14 protein-coding genes and 1 CRISPR repeat array (1 of these 15 cut by a window edge) are annotated in these 17,225 nt (G+C 44.6%); of the genes, 12 read left to right on the top strand and 2 right to left on the bottom strand.

The genetic code is table 11. The features are described from left to right. The first annotated feature begins 4 nt into the window (after positions 1-4). A complete protein-coding gene (locus SVXnc_RS01765) occupies positions 5-1,006 on the top strand; it encodes an MBL fold metallo-hydrolase (protein ID WP_347722248.1) in 1,002 nt (333 codons plus the stop codon). Positions 1,007-1,093: 87 nt separating this feature from the next. Next, positions 1,094-1,726 (top strand): hypothetical protein, encoded by a 633-nt coding sequence (locus SVXnc_RS01760; protein WP_347722247.1) that lies wholly within the window; start codon positions 1,094-1,096, stop codon positions 1,724-1,726. A gap of 18 nt (positions 1,727-1,744) precedes the next feature. Here the strand turns inward: SVXnc_RS01760 and sufB are convergent, their stop codons facing one another. After that, positions 1,745-3,139 carry a Fe-S cluster assembly protein SufB gene (sufB, locus tag SVXnc_RS01755; protein WP_347722246.1) on the bottom strand — a complete coding sequence of 465 codons (1,395 nt, stop codon included), beginning with the start codon at positions 3,137-3,139 and terminating at the stop codon, positions 1,745-1,747. 81 nt (positions 3,140-3,220) lie between these two features. Between sufB and SVXnc_RS01750 the strand changes: the two genes are divergently transcribed. The 3 genes from SVXnc_RS01750 to cysS are packed head-to-tail and all read left to right on the top strand — an operon-like array spanning position 3,221 to position 5,503. Beyond that, positions 3,221-3,604 carry an NUDIX hydrolase gene (locus SVXnc_RS01750; RefSeq protein WP_347722245.1) on the top strand — a complete coding sequence of 128 codons (384 nt, stop codon included), beginning with the start codon at positions 3,221-3,223 and terminating at the stop codon, positions 3,602-3,604. After that, on the top strand, positions 3,601-4,044 hold the full coding sequence (locus SVXnc_RS01745) for an NUDIX hydrolase (protein WP_347722244.1): 444 nt from the start codon (positions 3,601-3,603) through the stop codon (positions 4,042-4,044). The genes SVXnc_RS01750 and SVXnc_RS01745 overlap by 4 nt, the downstream gene beginning before the upstream one ends. A 37-nt stretch (positions 4,045-4,081) precedes the next feature. Next, complete coding sequence (gene cysS / locus SVXnc_RS01740; protein ID WP_347722243.1) at positions 4,082-5,503, top strand: cysteine--tRNA ligase; 1,422 nt, start codon at positions 4,082-4,084, stop codon at positions 5,501-5,503. Positions 5,504-5,536: 33 nt separating this feature from the next. On the opposite strand, the gene csa3 is transcribed toward cysS, so the two are convergent. After that, positions 5,537-6,175 carry a CRISPR-associated CARF protein Csa3 gene (gene csa3, locus SVXnc_RS01735; protein ID WP_347722242.1) on the bottom strand — a complete coding sequence of 213 codons (639 nt, stop codon included), beginning with the start codon at positions 6,173-6,175 and terminating at the stop codon, positions 5,537-5,539. 97 nt (positions 6,176-6,272) lie between these two features. On the opposite strand from csa3, the gene cas6 reads away from it, so the two are divergent. From cas6 to cas1, 7 genes are read left to right on the top strand one after another with little or no spacing between them, the layout of a single operon-like run. Beyond that, the gene (gene cas6 / locus SVXnc_RS01730) at positions 6,273-7,082 is read left to right on the top strand and encodes a CRISPR system precrRNA processing endoribonuclease RAMP protein Cas6 (protein WP_347722241.1); all 810 of its coding nucleotides are present in this window, start codon (positions 6,273-6,275) and stop codon (positions 7,080-7,082) included. 1 nt (position 7,083) lies between these two features. Beyond that, entirely contained in the window at positions 7,084-9,921 is a 2,838-nt protein-coding gene (gene cas10d, locus SVXnc_RS01725) for a type I-D CRISPR-associated protein Cas10d/Csc3 (RefSeq protein ID WP_347722240.1), read from the top strand. A gap of 28 nt (positions 9,922-9,949) precedes the next feature. Then, positions 9,950-10,879: a type I-D CRISPR-associated protein Cas7/Csc2 gene (cas7d, locus tag SVXnc_RS01720; protein WP_347722239.1), complete on the top strand. Its 930-nt coding sequence runs from the start codon at positions 9,950-9,952 to the stop codon at positions 10,877-10,879. Beyond that, positions 10,876-11,565, top strand: coding sequence for a type I-D CRISPR-associated protein Cas5/Csc1 (gene cas5d, locus SVXnc_RS01715; protein ID WP_347722238.1), 690 nt, complete (start codon positions 10,876-10,878; stop codon positions 11,563-11,565). The genes cas7d and cas5d overlap by 4 nt, the downstream gene beginning before the upstream one ends. A gap of 2 nt (positions 11,566-11,567) precedes the next feature. Then, complete coding sequence (gene cas3, locus SVXnc_RS01710; RefSeq protein ID WP_347722237.1) at positions 11,568-13,586, top strand: type I-D CRISPR-associated helicase Cas3'; 2,019 nt, start codon at positions 11,568-11,570, stop codon at positions 13,584-13,586. A gap of 13 nt (positions 13,587-13,599) precedes the next feature. Beyond that, positions 13,600-14,178, top strand: a complete 579-nt coding sequence (gene cas4, locus SVXnc_RS01705; RefSeq protein ID WP_347722236.1) for a CRISPR-associated protein Cas4 — start codon at positions 13,600-13,602, stop codon at positions 14,176-14,178. A gap of 20 nt (positions 14,179-14,198) precedes the next feature. After that, a complete protein-coding gene (gene cas1, locus SVXnc_RS01700; protein WP_347722412.1) occupies positions 14,199-15,188 on the top strand; it encodes a CRISPR-associated endonuclease Cas1 in 990 nt (329 codons plus the stop codon). 109 nt (positions 15,189-15,297) lie between these two features. After that, a CRISPR array of direct repeats spans positions 15,298-17,225; the repeat unit is 36 nt; unit sequence GTCTCAGAAGTCAGAAAATTGAATACAAATTGAAAC; it runs 1,383 nt beyond the window's last position.

Raw genomic sequence — 17,225 nt, 5'->3', positions numbered from 1 at the left:
AAGTATGAAACTGACCGACGGAGTTTACAGCTTCCCGCAGCACATGGGCGAAAAGAAAATCCATCCTATCGGCATTGAGGCCGAAGACGGTCTGATACTTGTAGATACCGGTATGTCCGATCAGACAGATGTACTGGAAGAAGAGCTGAGTAAGGAAGGATTCGAGTTCAACGACGTAGAGAAAATAGTTCTAACCCATCAAGACCCTGATCACTGTGGAGCCTTAAGCGAGGTAGCTGAAAGATCCGGAGCAACAGTCCTCGCCCACGAAAACGATGTACCGGCAATCAGCGGCAAAGAAGACCCGATCAAAGCCGAACAACGCTACCCAGAGGTAAAAATAGACATCGAGCTAACAGGAGGAGAGAAACTTAACTCGAAGACAGGGAAGATCGAAGTACACAACACTCCCGGCCACACACCCGGACATATCTCTCTGGTAATCGGAGATCTGCTTATAGCTGGAGACGCACTTACATCCGCTGAAGGAAAGCTAGCAGGACCGTGGGAAGAGTTCACACCTGAAATAAGCCAGGCATACGAATCCGTATTCTATCTTTCAACCCTGGAGTTTACAGAAACCCACTGTTTCCACGGAGGACACGTAAAAGAAGGAACAAAAGAAGTAACGGACGTATTCGAAAGCTACCGGGATAAACTCGAAGCATTCACCGCAGAACAGGTAGAGAAAACCGCTTTCCTCCGCAGAGAGCTTGGAACCGAGAAAATAGGTCTTTCCAGCTTCGAGCTTCCGGCAGGGGAGAAACACGGCGCGCGAGATGACCCGGAAAAAGGACATTTCCACACCCGGCAAGAGGAAATATACCTGTTTATCGAGGGATCAGGCACCATGAAGGTCGACAACGAGAACATAGAGTACGAAGAAGGAACCGCAGTCCGTGTAAAGCCTTACGCACTGAGAAGAATTGATTCTGAAGAAGATACATGTTTCATTGTGGCAGGTGCGCCGATAAAAGGAGACGAGGCAGGTTACAGAGACTTATAGCTCTCTGTACACCGCCTGATTCATTTTACATTCCTTTTTCCTGTTTTTCAGCTACTTTAGTTTTTACCGCAGATTCTAACTCATACCATGGGACTTCAAATGCCTGAAGACACCGAAAACAACGCAGAAAAAACCAGTGAAGACACCGAGGAACTTGAGCCAACAGTTGCGAACGTCGAAACCTATGAGTTCTGCGGACGCCCGTTCAGCCAGCTGAACACAGACTCTGATCAGCGTTACAGCAGCCAGGTCGAACGAGACATAGAAGAAACAAAGGATATGGCCCGAGAGCCAGTCCGCTACCTCCAGAACACGCCCGGAGAAGTTTTCTCTGCTCTACAGATCGCAGAAGATGTCTGGGACAGAAGCCCGTCCGACGTACAGATGGCAGCAAAAGCACTAGAATCCGAAGACAGCAGCCTTAAACCCGAAAACCAGCCAGAGCAACCAGAGACTTCGGACTCGACAGAAGACATCTTAGAATACCTTGAGGAAAATAACACAGACAAACTACACAATTTAGCACGGAAAGGTCAGGAAACAGCTATCAGAGAGCTAGCAGAGGAAATCAGGCAAGGATTAGATGCTTACGCCAGTAAAAATCAGAAAATCGAAGTCTACGATCGCAACGAGCTATCAACCCAGATAGAAGAACTTGAGACACAAGGAATAGAAGTACGTGGAGAAAAATTCTACGGGACGAGAGATCAGGTCTTCTAAAAAGACCTTTTCTTTTTTCTACCCCAGACTTCCTTCCATTTCCAGCTGAATCAGTCTGTTAAGTTCGACTGCGTACTCAAGCGGCAGTTCCTTTGCGATCGGTTCGATAAACCCTCGGACGATCATTTCTTTGGCTTCCTCCTCTTCTATGCCACGGGACTGGAGGTAATGGATCTCTTCGTCGCCGATCTTTCCAACGGTTGCCTCGTGGGCGATCTCTACGTCATCTTCCTTCGCTTCAATGTAAGGTTCCGTATCGCTTGTTGCCTCTTTATCGAACATCAACGCATCGCATTCAATTGACGTCTTCGAGTTTTCCGCGCCTTCAGCGATCCTGACAAGACCTCTGTAATTAGTTCTGCCGTTCTCCTGGCTGATGGACTTGGATTCGATGGTAGAACTGGTATTCGGTGCGTTGTGAACGACCTTTGCGCCCGTATCGATGTCTTGGTCTTCACCGGCGTAGCTGATTGTTATGTGGTTGGCTTTTGCGCCTTCGCCGTTTAGATGGGAGCTTGGATAAAGCATCGTGATCTTTGACCCCATGGATCCGGATACCCACTCCATTGTGCCGTTGGAATCAACTTTCGCTCTCTTAGTGTTCAGGTTGTAGGTGTTTTTACTCCAGTTCTGGACCGTTGAGTACTGGACGTGCGCATCTTCCTTTACGAAGACTTCAACGCATCCAGAGTGTAGATTAGATCTGGTGTACTGTGGAGCAGAACAGCCTTCGATGTAATGGATTGTAGCTCCTTTTTCTGCGATTATCAAGGTGTGTTCGAACTGGCCCATGCCTTTCGAGTTCATACGGAAGTAAGCCTGGACAGGGATCTCGACTTCAACGTCTTCAGGTACGTAGACGAACGATCCTCCGCTCCAGAGCGCTCCGTGTAAAGCTGCGAACTTGTTGTCCTGTGGAGGCACACATTTGTTCATGAAATAATCTTTGACCAAGTCCTCGTGTTCCTGGACAGCTTTGTCCATATCACAGAAGATCACTCCTTTTTCCTCCCATTCTTCCTTCATGTTCTGGTAGACGACCTGTGATTCATACTGGGCGCCTACACCGGAGAGAGCTTCTTTTTCAGCCTCCGGGATTCCTAGTTTGTCGAAGGTATCCCGTATCTCCTCCGGGACTTCCTCCCAGTCGTCTGTCTGTCCTCCTTCTGCGACCATGAAAGGAACGATGTCTTCTACGTCCAGTTCGGATAGATCCGGTCCCCAGTCCGGCATCGGCCGTTTCTGGTAGTGTCGGAAAGCCTGTAGCCGTTTTTTCAGCATCCATTCCGGCTCGTCTTTGTGTTCGGAGATCTTTCTGATTAGCTCCTCTGAAAGCCCTTTTTCCGCCTGGTAGTCTATTTTCGCATCGGTTTTGTGATCAAAACGCTCTTGGTTTTTCTCGACTTCTGTCATAAACTTGGAGGCTCGTTGAAGCTTTTTATCCCAAGAGGTTCGCAGGTAGAGCTTTAAGATTCCGGTCCGAATTCGTCTTCGATGAAAGAGAGAGCTGCCTCCGCTGTCGTATTCAACATAGCTACGAAGAAGTTTCTGGTCGTGAAAAGAGCCGATACAAAAGACGAGCATCCCGGACAGTGGGAGTTTCCCGGCGGATACGTCGAGGAAAACGAAGAACCGATCGAGGCAGCCGCCAGAGAACTGAAAGAAGAGACCGGTATAGTCTCAGAGCCAATCCGGACCGGAGAGAAAGGAGTTTACGAAAAACTAGAGGTCAACCCGTTTCTCTTCGCGGTCGACAACGAAGAAGTGGAGCTTTCCCGAGAACACACCGAGTTCAAATGGATCGAGAAAAAGGATTTGGAAAAGCTTGATACAGTAATAGGAGTCGAACAGGAAATGGAGGCACTCGATATACAATGAGAGACAAGTTCCGCGTGGTAGTCAAAGCATGGATAACCCGGAAAAACAAGACCTTGATAGGTAAGAAAGAGGAAGATCCCGACCATCCGATCGGCGGCCAGTGGCATTTCCTGGGCGGACATGTCGAACACGGAGAAGACCTGAAAGAAGCGCTTTTACGAGAAGTCAAGGAAGAAACCGGCCTGGAGGTAAATGTACACCAGCTGATCGACGCCCAGACCTACACTCACGGCGAGAAGGAAAAGAACAGCATCCAGTTCCTCTATCACTGCGAAGCGAAAACGAGTGATGCTGAAGCACAGGACGATTTAGCAGACGTACAGTGGCTGATGCCTGACGAGCTAAAAGACGAACTGGTCGGTTTCGAAGTGGAACGACTGGAAAATAGGGAAGAACAAAGCAAGTTCCTTGAGAAGCTGAAGAAGATGCCTTCAATCTAAAGAAGAGTTTTAACGACTACGGCCGCAAAAAGGTTTCATGAGCCTGAAGCTGTTCAACAGTTTGACTAGAGAAAAGGAAGAGTTCAAACCATTAGAGGAAGGAAAGGTCAAGTTCTACAGCTGCGGGCAGACAATCTACGATGACCTACACGTCGGAAACGCCCGAGCCTACATTTTCTGGGACACACTAAGACGTTACCTAGAATTCAAAGGACACAATGTACGGCACGTTCAAAATATCACCGACGTCGGACACTTAACCGATGACGGAGACCAAGGCGAGGACAAAGTCGAGAAACGGGCGAACAAGCTTGGTATCGAGCCGATGGAACTAGTTGAAGATCAGATCGAACGTTACTTCGAGGATACGAAAGCAGTCAACGTTGAACGCCAAGACATTGTTCCGCGTGCTACCGGACACATCCATGAGATGATTGAGTACGTCAAAAAGATAATTGAAAACGGGTACGGTTACGAGATCGATGGCAACGTCTACTTCGACGTTGAAAAGTTCGCTGAAGACTATCCTTACGGAGAAATGGCAAACAAAGATCTCGAACAGCTAAAGGAAGAAGCACAGGCTCGGGTCGAACACGATGACAGGAAGAGAAACCAGTACGATTTCGCACTGTGGATTAACGCCGATGAAAGTCATTTGATGAAGTGGTCGAGTCCTTGGAGCGAAGGATACCCAGGCTGGCATCTCGAATGCTCGGTTATGAGCCAGAAATACCTCGGCGACGAGTTCGACATCCATGCCGGCGGAAAAGACCATATCTTCCCGCACCATCCGAACGAGCGCGCACAGTGTTTTGCCGCCACAGGCAAAGGACAGGCAAACTACTGGCTTCACAACGAGTTCATAACGGTCGAAGGCGAGAAGATGTCTAAATCCAAAGGGAACTTTTACACAGTCCGAAATCTGATTGAGGAAGGATACAGCGGCGATGCCATCCGGATGTATGTGATTTCCTCCCATTACAGGAGCGAAACCGATTTCTCGAAAGACGGCTTAGAGCAGGCTGAAAAAGAGCTTTCAGCGATAAGAAGCACAGTACAGAAGATCAGAAAATCCGATGGAAATGATTTGGACCTCAACGAGTCACCGGAAGACATCAGGGACGGTTTCGAATCCTACATGGACAACGATCTTCACACAGCAAGAGCCAAACAGTTTTTGATGGAGAAAGTACGCCTGCTTAGCTCTGCTTTAAGCGGCGGAGACTCGGTAAAAGACGAGTACGCAGACGTTTTGGTCGAACTGTTCGGAGTGCTTGGCGTCAACATGGAATCAGATGTCTCGAAAACCGAATCCGAGATGGCCGACACGCTCGTTGAGCTACGTGAGAGGTTCCGTGAAAACGAGGACTGGGAGACCTCCGATTACATCCGTGACAGACTAAGCGAGCTTGGTTTCGAGATAGAAGACCGTGAGGACGGAGCGGTCTGGTACCGGTAGAGGCGCGACTGTGCGCCCAAAAATCTTCTTTCTTTACAGTTTCTCAATAAGTATTTGTCCTAGAAGCGTCGGTTGGTAGCCTTCCTCAGTTTTCTCGATTAAACCATTTTCCTTGAGGCCTCTTAGTTTACGATAAACCGTAGACTTGGAAGTATTTTTGCGTTGAGACAACTGATCGGCGGTTTTCGGCTCTCCGGCAGCTAGTTCAAGAAGCTCTTTTTCAACAGAATCAGCGCCAAAAAGAGAATCGGGCAGTTCGAAAGTATTAAGACCGGAATTCAGATCACTTCTGAAGTACGTTTTCTCAATATTCTGGGAATTATATGAGGCTGCCAGTGTCAGTGGTATAAGTATATCTCTAGAACCTCCAGAGAGACTTAAACATACCTCGCCCTCCAATCCAGATAGAAAACGGTTGAGGGCTAAGAGATCCTGATCAAATACTCCTTTGAGACGCATGGTCTCCAGCTCTACATTCAAGTCCAGACTGGAAAGGTAATTCGAAATATCATGTATAGCATTTTCCTGTCTTTTATCGCTGCTTTGAGACCCTGTTTTGCCGGGCGGCACCAGCAGAATCACCGAGGAACCCGGCTCCAGACTTTCCTTGGAAAGAACTGAGTGTACGTGAGACGTATCATAACCCATGTTAAAAATAAAGCTCTTAGACATTACTTCCCAATTAAACAGCAATTTTTCTAAAAATACCACCTATGTAGTACTTTACAACCAACGGGCTACATAAAAACCGATTTTCATTACTGTAACCGTGATTAATTCAATAGAGATCAGATGTAGGCCGGAGAATAATACGTTGATACCTCACTCAACCGGCCACCTCCTCTACTCTGCCGCACTCAGTAGCATACGGAAAACGAACCCCGAACTCAGTGAAAAGATACACAGATCTGAAAACGCAGAGATGACCGTCAGCCCGCTTAACGGAGAGTTTGACAGGAAAGACAGAAACAGGAAACGCGTTTTCTCCGATACCGAATACAGTTTCTTCATCAACCTTATCGACTCCGAAGGATTCCAGGAACTGTTCAACGACCTCATTCTCAAAGGACAAAAACTAGATATCGCCGGAGAAAGCTTCGAAATAACAGGCATGAACACGGAAGAAATCACCTGGAAAGAGCTTATGGAAAAGAAAACCCCTAACGGACTTTACTTCCACTTCCTTTCACCTGCCTCAATACAGTACAAAGACTCTGAAGTAACTGAGATGTTCCCTCACCGAGAGGCCGTTTTCAAAGCACTGGAAAACTCGTGGAACAGGAACGCACCTGAAAACATGGAGTTCAAGCTAGAAACAGAAGAACTGAAAAAACACGTTATAGAAAAATCATACTCCCATGATACCGCAAACACCGTCGTGACACGCAAACAAGACGGAGAATCCAAAAAACAGATCAAAGCCTTCGGATTCACAGGCAAAACAGAATACGGCTTCAAAAACGCATCCGACCAACTCAAGAAAAAACTCGCAATACTAACACGGTACGCCAAACACGCAGGCCTCGGCAGCCACACAGCCCGAGGACTAGGTAATACTTACACAGAGGTACGATACTGAAATGAGCAACGAAGAAGAATTTGGGATGGAAGATCTTGTTGAACAAGCTATGGAAGTAACTCTTGAATATGAGGAGGAAAAATCTTCTGATATACTGAAAGAATACTATAGCATCATAGATCCTAAGTTACGGAAAATGAAATGGGGTTATAAACCATCTAAATCTGTAGATTTTGGGAAAACCGACCAGTCATTGCTTAATCACATAAGAAACGGCGTTACTTTTCTTTCACAGCTTCAGAGAACGCTTACAGAACTTGACAGAGATTTTTCTGATTCAAAACTTCGTAAAAGTATCGCACTTTTCGTTGTCCATGATATCCACAAGTTAAGGACTGTAGATGGCGCAGAGGAAGAGTTCAACGTAGATAAGAGGTTAGTAACTGAGATAGTTGAAGACTCTGGGCTGGAAGAGTTCTGTGATCTGAACACTGAAGCCTATTATTCTGCTGTAAAGGCCTCTCACAAATCGTGGAATGCGAAAATTGCTCGTTCACCCGAGTTCGGAAATCTGTCGCCTTTTGTCCGTTTAGCTGACAGCATAGCCTCAAGCCCAACTCCAGAAGACGCAGCAAGTAGCAGAAGCCAAAAGGTTCTGGAGGAAAAATTCACAGATTTGGAGTTCAGACACCACCAGTTAAGAGAAGAGAAAGGTGTCTTAACCAACATCATCAATCGGTCGATCTCCCAGTACATGAAAGAAAAAGAAAGGCCTTTACTAACAATTTACAGTGATGGATGCCTATACATAACCGAGAAAGAGAAAGAAGAAATTGAACTTGATGAAGAAGTCTTCAAAGAAATTCTCGGACATTTCATGGATGATATCAAGGAAGCACATGATAACTTCTCCAACCCGGTAAAACTCTCCGATTCTATTACAGGCGGTCGGCTCGGATCATACAACGCAAGCCCAGAATACTACTTTTACGCAGGTCTTGAAACCATAGCAAAGGGATTCGTTGTAAAAGGTATCGGAGCCGCAGAAAGTGATAACAGCGCCACAGATGCGATGATAAATGACATTCAGACTGCTTCAGAGATCTCAGGTATAGAAATAGAGGAAGGAAGAAAAGTTATCGGCTATGGGCGTATAGTGGCTACTTTTTACAAAGAAATACTTAGCGAAGAAATGGGTTTAAATGACGGTCTTGAAGTTCTAGGCGAAATCTTTAACGCAGAGGACTCGGCTTCCAGACTTCAGGACATCAGCGATGAACAAGACAGTGAGCTTACTACTGGAGGAAAGTGGAACTACTCACTTCCAATAGCCCAGGAATTCCTTAACTCAGAGATAGATGGGAAAGAAGTCGAAGATTTTGAACCAGTAAAGCTTGCCGAAAACCTTTCCGAGAGACTGCTGGATAAAATCGACGAGCAGGAGCTTGAAGAAGAACTTATGGGAGAGTTCCAGAAAGAAATCAAGGCCTACCTTTCCGATCTCATCGTACTGAACTCTACAGATCATAAAATTGAACAGCCAGATGTTTTCGATGAGTACACTGGCAAAAGCCGGAGCAAAGTCTGCAACATCTGTAATAGATCGACTTTTGGAAACAAAGGCGATATGGAGACAAACAAAAGCGATACAGGCCTTCAGTCAGGATTCAGTAACTTCAAGAATCTTGGAGCTTCAAAGCCAGAGAGCCAGATCCTCTGTAAGCCGTGTCAGGTAGAGTTCGGTCTGAGAAATATTGAAGGAAGCCCATCATCGGATTACCGGATCTTCTTCCACTTGATCCCAGACTATTTTTACACACCAGAGAGCTGGAGTCTGGCCGAAAACATTGTTCAGGAGCTTGGAAACGGGAAACTACAGCTTGAGAGAATAGCTGAGAAAGTTATCGATGACGAATTTACGGAATCAGATGACTACTTTGGAAACATGGCTGACGATGACGGATGGGATGTACTCCACTCGACTATGGGAGAATTCAAGAACAACTTCGGAGTACAAATCCTTGAATATCAGCGAAGCAACAGTGGAAGCTCATTAAACGATACCTCAGTTCATTTCCTCTCAATATTTACAGGCCTTCTTACCGCACAGATTTCGGGTTCAAGAGCTGTTATTAGTGAGAAACCTGTGAACACAGATGGTTCGAACTTCGATGAAATGGTGAAGATTGACTGTGGTAAGAGCCAGGTTCTCAGCGTCACAGGTGAGACAGTCAGCATCCAGAAACTTGATGAAGAATACGGAGGTTTAGATTACAGTTCGGAGCTGGAAGCAAAACTGAAAGCGTTTGCCAGCCTGATCAGGCTTGGATACGCTGTTGAACGCAAAGATAGTTTGTTTGCTAAGTATCTACGCGTATGTAGGAATAACGAGCTTCCGGGTTCAAAGCTGTTGAAGATGATTGTAAGAGATCAAGGTCCTGAAAACGCAGGTTACCATCTCAGAGAGGCTGAGGTTGTCGATAAAATTTTAGGTGATACTATGACGGAAAATAAATTAGACCACTTATCAGAACTAGGTTACAGAATCGCTATTCCAAAATCCTACAAGGCATACGCCGTTGAAAGACCTTTCCGGGAAGCAGTGAAAGCTGTGACTAAGACGGATAACGATCTCGGGAAAGAGGACTACAAGAATCTAGTATCCGGTCGTCTCAGGAAAGGACTTGAGAGAACAGACCAAACTTTCAGCAAGTCGAAAGACGACTTGGACACGGAGAAAGGTTTCGGCGAACGGATAGATGAATTCGCTGATTTCTTCGTGGATGAGATTTTCTACAGTCTATGCGACGGCAAGCCTGGAAAGATGAAACGCAAATCCAACAACTTTGCGGATGCCTACTATTCAGGCATTTTGAAGAGGAAAAATAGTGGAAACTGATGTTATCAGATTCAAAGGTGTAAATTAGATGAGCTTAGAACAACTTGACAACGGTACGGTAGAAGAACTTACAAACAAACCAGAAAACAACTATGTCTCAATCCTGGTGCTGCGAGAACTGGAAAGCAACGCAGTATTCACGACAAACGGCCAGGACGCAGACCTTGGAACCATAGGACTCGAGGATGACGAATACAATCCTGTTCTCATGTTCATGAGGAAGCAGAGTGGAAGCGACCGCAGGTTCGCAAAGTCCATGCAACGAGAAATGCTGGAAGATGTCGAATGCACAATGGATGTCAACGAGATGTGCCAGGAATGCCCTGAATGCGTCATGTACGGATCTGCAGCATCCAGCAGCGACAGAAACATTTCAATCACCTCACGCGTCATGTACGACACAGCCTACAGTCTCCGAGATGCGAAGAAAGTTGTCGAGGAGAAGTTCCAGAACGCTCCGGGCGATAACTACAGCCAGGAAACATCTGGAGAAGAAGCCATGACAGGCATCAGAGAACCAGACTTTGTCCAACCTGGAACAATGTTCCCTTCGGTCATAACCTTGAAGGACGCTACTCCTGAGGAAGTCGCCTTCTTCCTATCAACCACGATGAAGAACAAGCGGTACGGCGCAACAAGTTCACGACAGGGACGAACCAAAAACCACATCCTCGGAATTTACACAGGAGATGAAGAAGGTCCTTCCAACCTCGCAGTAACCAAGAAGACAATCGAACTACTTGGAGAAGAAGCTGTCGAGCAGGACACACTAGACTCTGAGACAGTACAGGAAACAGTGAAGCAGGCCTTCGATCAGCTTGTTGAAGAAGATAGGCTTGACTGTGAGGAAGTTGACAGCTTGGAGGATGTTCTGGATGAGGTCAGGGAAAACATTGAAGATTATCTGGAAAGCCAGGAGGAAAAATCTCGAGAGTTCGTGGAAAGTGTTGAAAGTTGAAGGCTTACAGACTTGAAATCAGGACTGAAGGCATAGTAAGAGGTGCAGCAAGAGAGATAGGTAGACTGGTAGAGACAGGGAGTTACATCTCCAATACCTCTCTCTACTATGCGCTCGGAATCTCAAAATCCCGTTACGCAGACACACTAGGAAAACCCACATACACAGAAGACACAGAAGACCAAAAAGACATCTATGTGGCTCCAGCAAGACCTGTAAACGAGACCAAATACACAAATCTCTTGACAACAGTTTCAGGGAACAAGTATGCTGAAAGAAATCTGTCCGCTCAGGATCCGGAAAACGAGGTAGCAGACAAAAACTTTCCAAAAGTAGGTACAGAGAAAGTTGTCACAAGCGGAAACAGATTCGAGACCTTCCTAATAGCGGAAGACGACATCGAACTTCCAAAATATTTCCGACTGGGTAAGAAACGGGGTAAATGTAGTCTGGAAATAGAGGAAATAGAGATAGAGAAGAAAAACGGAGAGTTTACAAGCAGTCATCCGATCGGCGCCTATGATACAGGCCTTGAACCTAAAGGCGATCTTTTGACCCGCAAGATACGTCCTGCGCCTTTGATCCTTCAGGCCAGATACAAAGGAAATTACTACGAACTAAACTATGGAGAAAACGAAAAGGCTGTTCTGCCAGGTGACTTGGAATTCCTGAAACAGAAAAGATAGACTTGTCAGGCCTCCATATTGAACAAAAACAGGCCAATTATCTCCCTGAAATCAATCCATACAGCCATCAACTGGAGCTACAGGAAAAAATTCGGGAAGACGGAGAGAAAATACTATTCAACACATCTCCCACAGGCTCAGGGAAGACTTTTTCCTGGATGAAACCGGTGCTGGAAGATAACCTTTCCGCAATAGCAGTATACCCAACAAACGCACTAGTAGAGGACCAGGTTGACGCCGCTAGAAAGTTTCACAATGACTATTTTTCAGATAAAGAATTCAAATATGATAAGCTAACCCGCGAATCTGTTTCAGAGAAGAAAAAAGAGATAGGAACAGACAGCAACGGAAAAGCAGCAGCGCATATAATACGAGAACTGGATTTCTTAGAAAACGAACCTTCAATTCTTTTCACTAATCCCGACACCCTTATTCTCATTCTAAAGCATCTTTATGGGCCTCAGGGCCAAAATCTTGAATCTCTGATAAATGGTAGCGATATAGTGGTGGTAGACGAGTTTCACATGGCCGAGGTCAAACAGAGAAACGATCTGCTGTACGCTGTATCCTACTTGATGAAAGAACCTGCCTCTAAAATACAGAAAGGAGTTTTTCTATCAGCAACACCAGATGAAAAAGCAACTAAACCACTAAGAAATGTTTTTGACAGCGTTGAAATCGTAGATTCCGATACGTCCAATCTAGAGTTTGAAGACTCGACCAAGATAATGCCGGAAGCTGAATTAGAACTGAGAGACGCAGAACTGTTTAAGACCAGTCAAGAAATAATAAGTGAAGAAAAGGAAGAGATACAGGAAAGAATCCTGGAGATTTGTAATTCTGGCAGAACTGTTGTGATGCTTGATGGACTGAAGGAAGTAGATGACGTTTACAGCTACCTTGAAGAAAAACTTGATTTACAGGTAGAGCGGATAGACGGATTCCACAGAGAAAATATCGGAGAAAAACTGGAAAACTTCGATGTCCTCGTAAGTAACTCAGCAGTAGAAGTAGGAGTTGACTTCGATGTGGAAAACCTGATCTTCTCAGCGTTCGATGCACCAACATTCATACAGAGAATTGGACGCCTCAGAAACCCAGAAAAACAGACAGAACACGAAATACTTTGCTTTACAGAAAAAGAACTTATTGAAACAGAGAAAAAAGACAGCTTAACTCGTGAAGAGTTGGAAACTATTGTAGAAGAGAAACTTGATGAAAATGAGAGACCTGAATCGTTTACTCGAACATACTCTGTCAAGGAATGGCTTTTCCACACCTTAAATGTAAGCGAAAAACTTCCAGACTCACAGACACCAGAATTCCAGAAAAGATCCTTCCAGCTTATCAAAAACCTTTTCTCCACAAATGAACACAAACTATCTGACAAGGAGTTAGGAAATGAAATAGAATTTATTAACGAAAATCCTCGACTCCTAGAGACCTTGAGATCACTGGAAACGTACCGAGGAGAAAACTTTCAGGCCTTACTCTACGATGAAAAGGAAAAAGAAATGAAAGCATACAACCTTCGACACCTACTAACATGGGGCAAAATAGAGTTCCTGAAGAGAGAAGAGCTTCGCGACATAATCCCAGACGACGATAAGAAGGAGTTCGACGGATTGAAAGATTATGTCGAAGGCTACTGTAGATATCATGGAAAAAGAGAAGAGCCAAGAAAGGTTAGAGTAAGACCTTTCAACGGCGGGAAGTTTATACAGCACCTACGGAAGAATAATACAAATCCTATACAAGGACCTGAAATCCTGGACAGTATTGCTTTCCAGACAGATCCTGAAATAGAGTCGATCGGAAAACTGAATAATTATACACGTGACAGGAAGATGGCTGTCAAGTCTACAGCAGGCTTCCCAAGCAAGATTCAGTCCATCTACGATACCTCAGACTACCTGATGCTTTACTATACTGAAACACCTACAGACTTATCAGAAATGAGTACGGCCTTCGGGCTGAACGCATTCTATCTGGCGCGTAGAATAAACGATAACAAGTTCTAGAGGACTACTACCTATGGAAGACAAAGACCTGATAAATGTAAACAGTTTGAACCAGTACCTCTACTGTCCGCGCAGGCTCTGGTATCAGAAATTCTACGATACCACCGGAAACAACTATTTTCTCACAGATGGAAAGCTGAAACACGAGCATAAAGGAGAACGCGGCGGCTGGACGGAAGAAATATACCTTGAAAGCGAAGACCTTGGAATTCACGGCAAGATCGACATCATGGAGTCAAAGAATAATATCCCTGTGGAAAGAAAAAGAGGAGATTACTACCGGCAAAACGATGTAATCCAATTAACCGCATACTGTCTCCTACTCGAAGAAAACACAGGCCAAAGAGTACGAACAGGCACACTCTACCTTCACGGAACCGACGAACGCCACAGAATACAGATAACAAAAAGCCATATCGAAAAACTCAAACAGATAATACAGAAAATCCAAAACCTCGACCCGGATAATCCTCCACCGCTAATTGATAACAGGAACAAATGTAAGGGCTGTAGCGCGAGGAGCTACTGTATGCCGGAGGAGACTGAAAAGCTTGGGGAAGACGGTCAGGGAAACCTGGTGGACGGAAAATGAGTGAGAAAGACGGGCAGAAAATAAAGGCCTCGGAAGGCCTGATGGACCAGTCAGTTATCTATGTTAAAAAGCAGGGAACCCAGATAGGGCTTGATGAAGGCCGTATCGAGGTCAGAGAAAAAGGAGAGGTTTTGCAGAGTTTTCCTGTCGAGCAGGTCGATACAATCAATGTGTTTGGCGGAGTTAACTTGACTACACCTTTCTTCAAGAACTGTAACAGGAAAGAGATCACCGTCAACTACTTCACAATCCACGGCAACTACGAAGGAAGCTTTCTACCAGAAAAGAATACGATCGCCCGAGTCAGACGTAAACAGTACCAGCTCTCTGAAGAAAAAGAACGAGACATAGTCCATGAGATAACACGTGCGAAAGCTCGGAACATGAAAACCATCTTGATGCGTAAAGGAGTGAAAGAAACCGAAAAAATCGGAAAAGTACTTGACACACTGAAAAACGAAAAACCAGGGAAAGACACGTTGCGGGCGCGGGAAGGCGAGTCCTCGGACTACTACTTCCAAAAAATCGATCAAACACTTCGAGACGGCTGGACTTTCGAAAAACGGACGAGAAGGCCTCCAGAGGATCACATAAACTCGCTGCTATCACTGACCTACACCTTTCTGAAAAACGAGGTCTTGAGCGGACTGAGACAGTACAACTTGGATCCGTTCCTCGGAGTTATGCATGTCGACAGACACGGTCGACCAAGCCTGGCACTGGATCTGATGGAGGAGTTCCGACCCCTATTCGCCGACACATTCACAATGCGACTAATCAACCGGCAGACACTCACCCACGAAGACTTCCGTAAAGACAACCACCTGAAAGACGAAAAATTCTCAACATACCTCGAAAAATGGGAAGACTACATGAACGAAAAGTTCCGACACCCAAAATTCGAGTACCAAGTAACACGCAGAAAAGCAATCCGATTACAGTCCATACTCTTGAGGAAAGTGATTACAGGCGAAAACCAGAAATACCACCCCCTGGTTTTCAACCGCTGAATTCAAGGACGTATATAAGTAAACCGTACAGCCCTCATCCACGAAACACCTCTCAAAAATCAAGCAACCAGAACAAATAAGAGCGCATATAGAACATGATTTACCACCAGTCTCAGAAGTCAGAAAATTGAATACAAATTGAAACATAGAATAGCGGTCGGTGAACAAAAAGTTGTACCGTGTCTCAGAAGTCAGAAAATTGAATACAAATTGAAACTGATGGCTCTAGCCGGAGGGAAGAACCGATGAACATCGGGTCTCAGAAGTCAGAAAATTGAATACAAATTGAAACTCATTGGAGGAATACCGTACTCAGACCAACGATGTGATGTCTCAGAAGTCAGAAAATTGAATACAAATTGAAACTCCAAGCAGCATGGACTACATACGATGGGGGGTAGCGTCTCAGAAGTCAGAAAATTGAATACAAATTGAAACCAATCATGAGAAAGTGTTCATGGTGCGGTCAGAACTAGTCTCAGAAGTCAGAAAATTGAATACAAATTGAAACCGAGATAATGGTCTGGGAGCTAATAGCTTCTCCTCTTGTCTCAGAAGTCAGAAAATTGAATACAAATTGAAACTGGACTATGACAAAACTCGGAGAATTTGAGACGAAAGGTCTCAGAAGTCAGAAAATTGAATACAAATTGAAACTAGCAGAGATTTTTAGAGAATTAGAAGTTCTCGGCCTAGGTCTCAGAAGTCAGAAAATTGAATACAAATTGAAACAAAGCTAGTTATCTGAGGCTGACTGTATGTTCCAACGTCTCAGAAGTCAGAAAATTGAATACAAATTGAAACTTGACTAACTCTGCGATGAAGAAAGTCGATTATTCTGTCTCAGAAGTCAGAAAATTGAATACAAATTGAAACCATCTCTCAATCAGAACATTGGATGCTCAGCCAGGCTGTCTCAGAAGTCAGAAAATTGAATACAAATTGAAACAAGACTCTGCGAGTGTTAAACGCTTGAACATCATCCGGTCTCAGAAGTCAGAAAATTGAATACAAATTGAAACGTTGGTGGATGTATTGCTCCCAGATGAAGCTGGAGAGTCTCAGAAGTCAGAAAATTGAATACAAATTGAAACATAATGAACCGATGAAAGAGGTGAGAAAATAATACTATGTCTCAGAAGTCAGAAAATTGAATACAAATTGAAACAAAAAGACCGAGCTTGTTTAGAGCAACATCATATAGTGTCTCAGAAGTCAGAAAATTGAATACAAATTGAAACGGTAAAGAGAAAAAAACGACGCAGCTAGAGCTAACTGGTCTCAGAAGTCAGAAAATTGAATACAAATTGAAACCTGTGTCCTGTCCACTTTCCAGGGCTTCCTTCAGGGGTCTCAGAAGTCAGAAAATTGAATACAAATTGAAACGAAAACGAACAAAACGTAATAGTAGAAAGCCCTGACGTCTCAGAAGTCAGAAAATTGAATACAAATTGAAACAACGACCTTGAGCAAGGCGCCTAGTGCGCTAACTCGAAAGTCTCAGAAGTCAGAAAATTGAATACAAATTGAAACGTAACCTAGCTGAGTACGGAACTCGTTCCTAGTAATGTCTCAGAAGTCAGAAAATTGAATACAAATTGAAACCAAGTTTAAGCCTTCGATAAATAGTGAGACTGAAGGGTCTCAGAAGTCAGAAAATTGAATACAAATTGAAACACTCGCCGCTCGCCTGTTTACGTGGATTCTCCTCTACGAAGTCTCAGAAGTCAGAAAATTGAATACAAATTGAAACCATAATCAGAATATCTGCTCCGTCTCCCATGACCCCAGGTCTCAGAAGTCAGAAAATTGAATACAAATTGAAACAAAAGCTCATGAGTGTTGACATTACCACACCTAGTCGTCTCAGAAGTCAGAAAATTGAATACAAATTGAAACAAAGATACTGTTGAGGAAGGGACTGAAGCAGTAGGTCTCAGAAGTCAGAAAATTGAATACAAATTGAAACGTAAAAGAAAAGTCCCTGAAAAAAGGGACTCGTTTTGTCTCAGAAGTCAGAAAATTGAATACAAATTG

The sequence above is a fragment of the Candidatus Nanohalococcus occultus genome (assembly GCF_029207735.1).
Classification (GTDB): domain Archaea; phylum Nanohalarchaeota; class Nanosalinia; order Nanosalinales; family Nanosalinaceae; genus Nanohalococcus; species Nanohalococcus occultus.
The sequence above is the reverse complement of the archived record's forward strand: the minus strand, read 5'-3'. Positions and strand labels throughout refer to the sequence as shown.

What these genes read in the sequence shown, in the direction of transcription:
- SVXnc_RS01760 (WP_347722247.1), top strand. Translation starts at nt 1,094, where the DNA reads ATGGGACTTCAAATGCCTGAAGACACCGAAAACAACGCAGAAAAAACC.
- cas4 (WP_347722236.1), top strand. Translation starts at nt 13,600, where the DNA reads ATGGAAGACAAAGACCTGATAAATGTAAACAGTTTGAACCAGTACCTC.
- cas10d (WP_347722240.1), top strand. Translation starts at nt 7,084, where the DNA reads ATGAGCAACGAAGAAGAATTTGGGATGGAAGATCTTGTTGAACAAGCT.
- csa3 (WP_347722242.1), bottom strand. Translation starts at nt 6,175, where the DNA reads ATGTCTAAGAGCTTTATTTTTAACATGGGTTATGATACGTCTCACGTA.
- sufB (WP_347722246.1), bottom strand. Translation starts at nt 3,139, where the DNA reads ATGACAGAAGTCGAGAAAAACCAAGAGCGTTTTGATCACAAAACCGAT.
- cas7d (WP_347722239.1), top strand. Translation starts at nt 9,950, where the DNA reads ATGAGCTTAGAACAACTTGACAACGGTACGGTAGAAGAACTTACAAAC.
- SVXnc_RS01745 (WP_347722244.1), top strand. Translation starts at nt 3,601, where the DNA reads ATGAGAGACAAGTTCCGCGTGGTAGTCAAAGCATGGATAACCCGGAAA.
- cysS (WP_347722243.1), top strand. Translation starts at nt 4,082, where the DNA reads ATGAGCCTGAAGCTGTTCAACAGTTTGACTAGAGAAAAGGAAGAGTTC.
- SVXnc_RS01750 (WP_347722245.1), top strand. Translation starts at nt 3,221, where the DNA reads ATGAAAGAGAGAGCTGCCTCCGCTGTCGTATTCAACATAGCTACGAAG.
- SVXnc_RS01765 (WP_347722248.1), top strand. Translation starts at nt 5, where the DNA reads ATGAAACTGACCGACGGAGTTTACAGCTTCCCGCAGCACATGGGCGAA.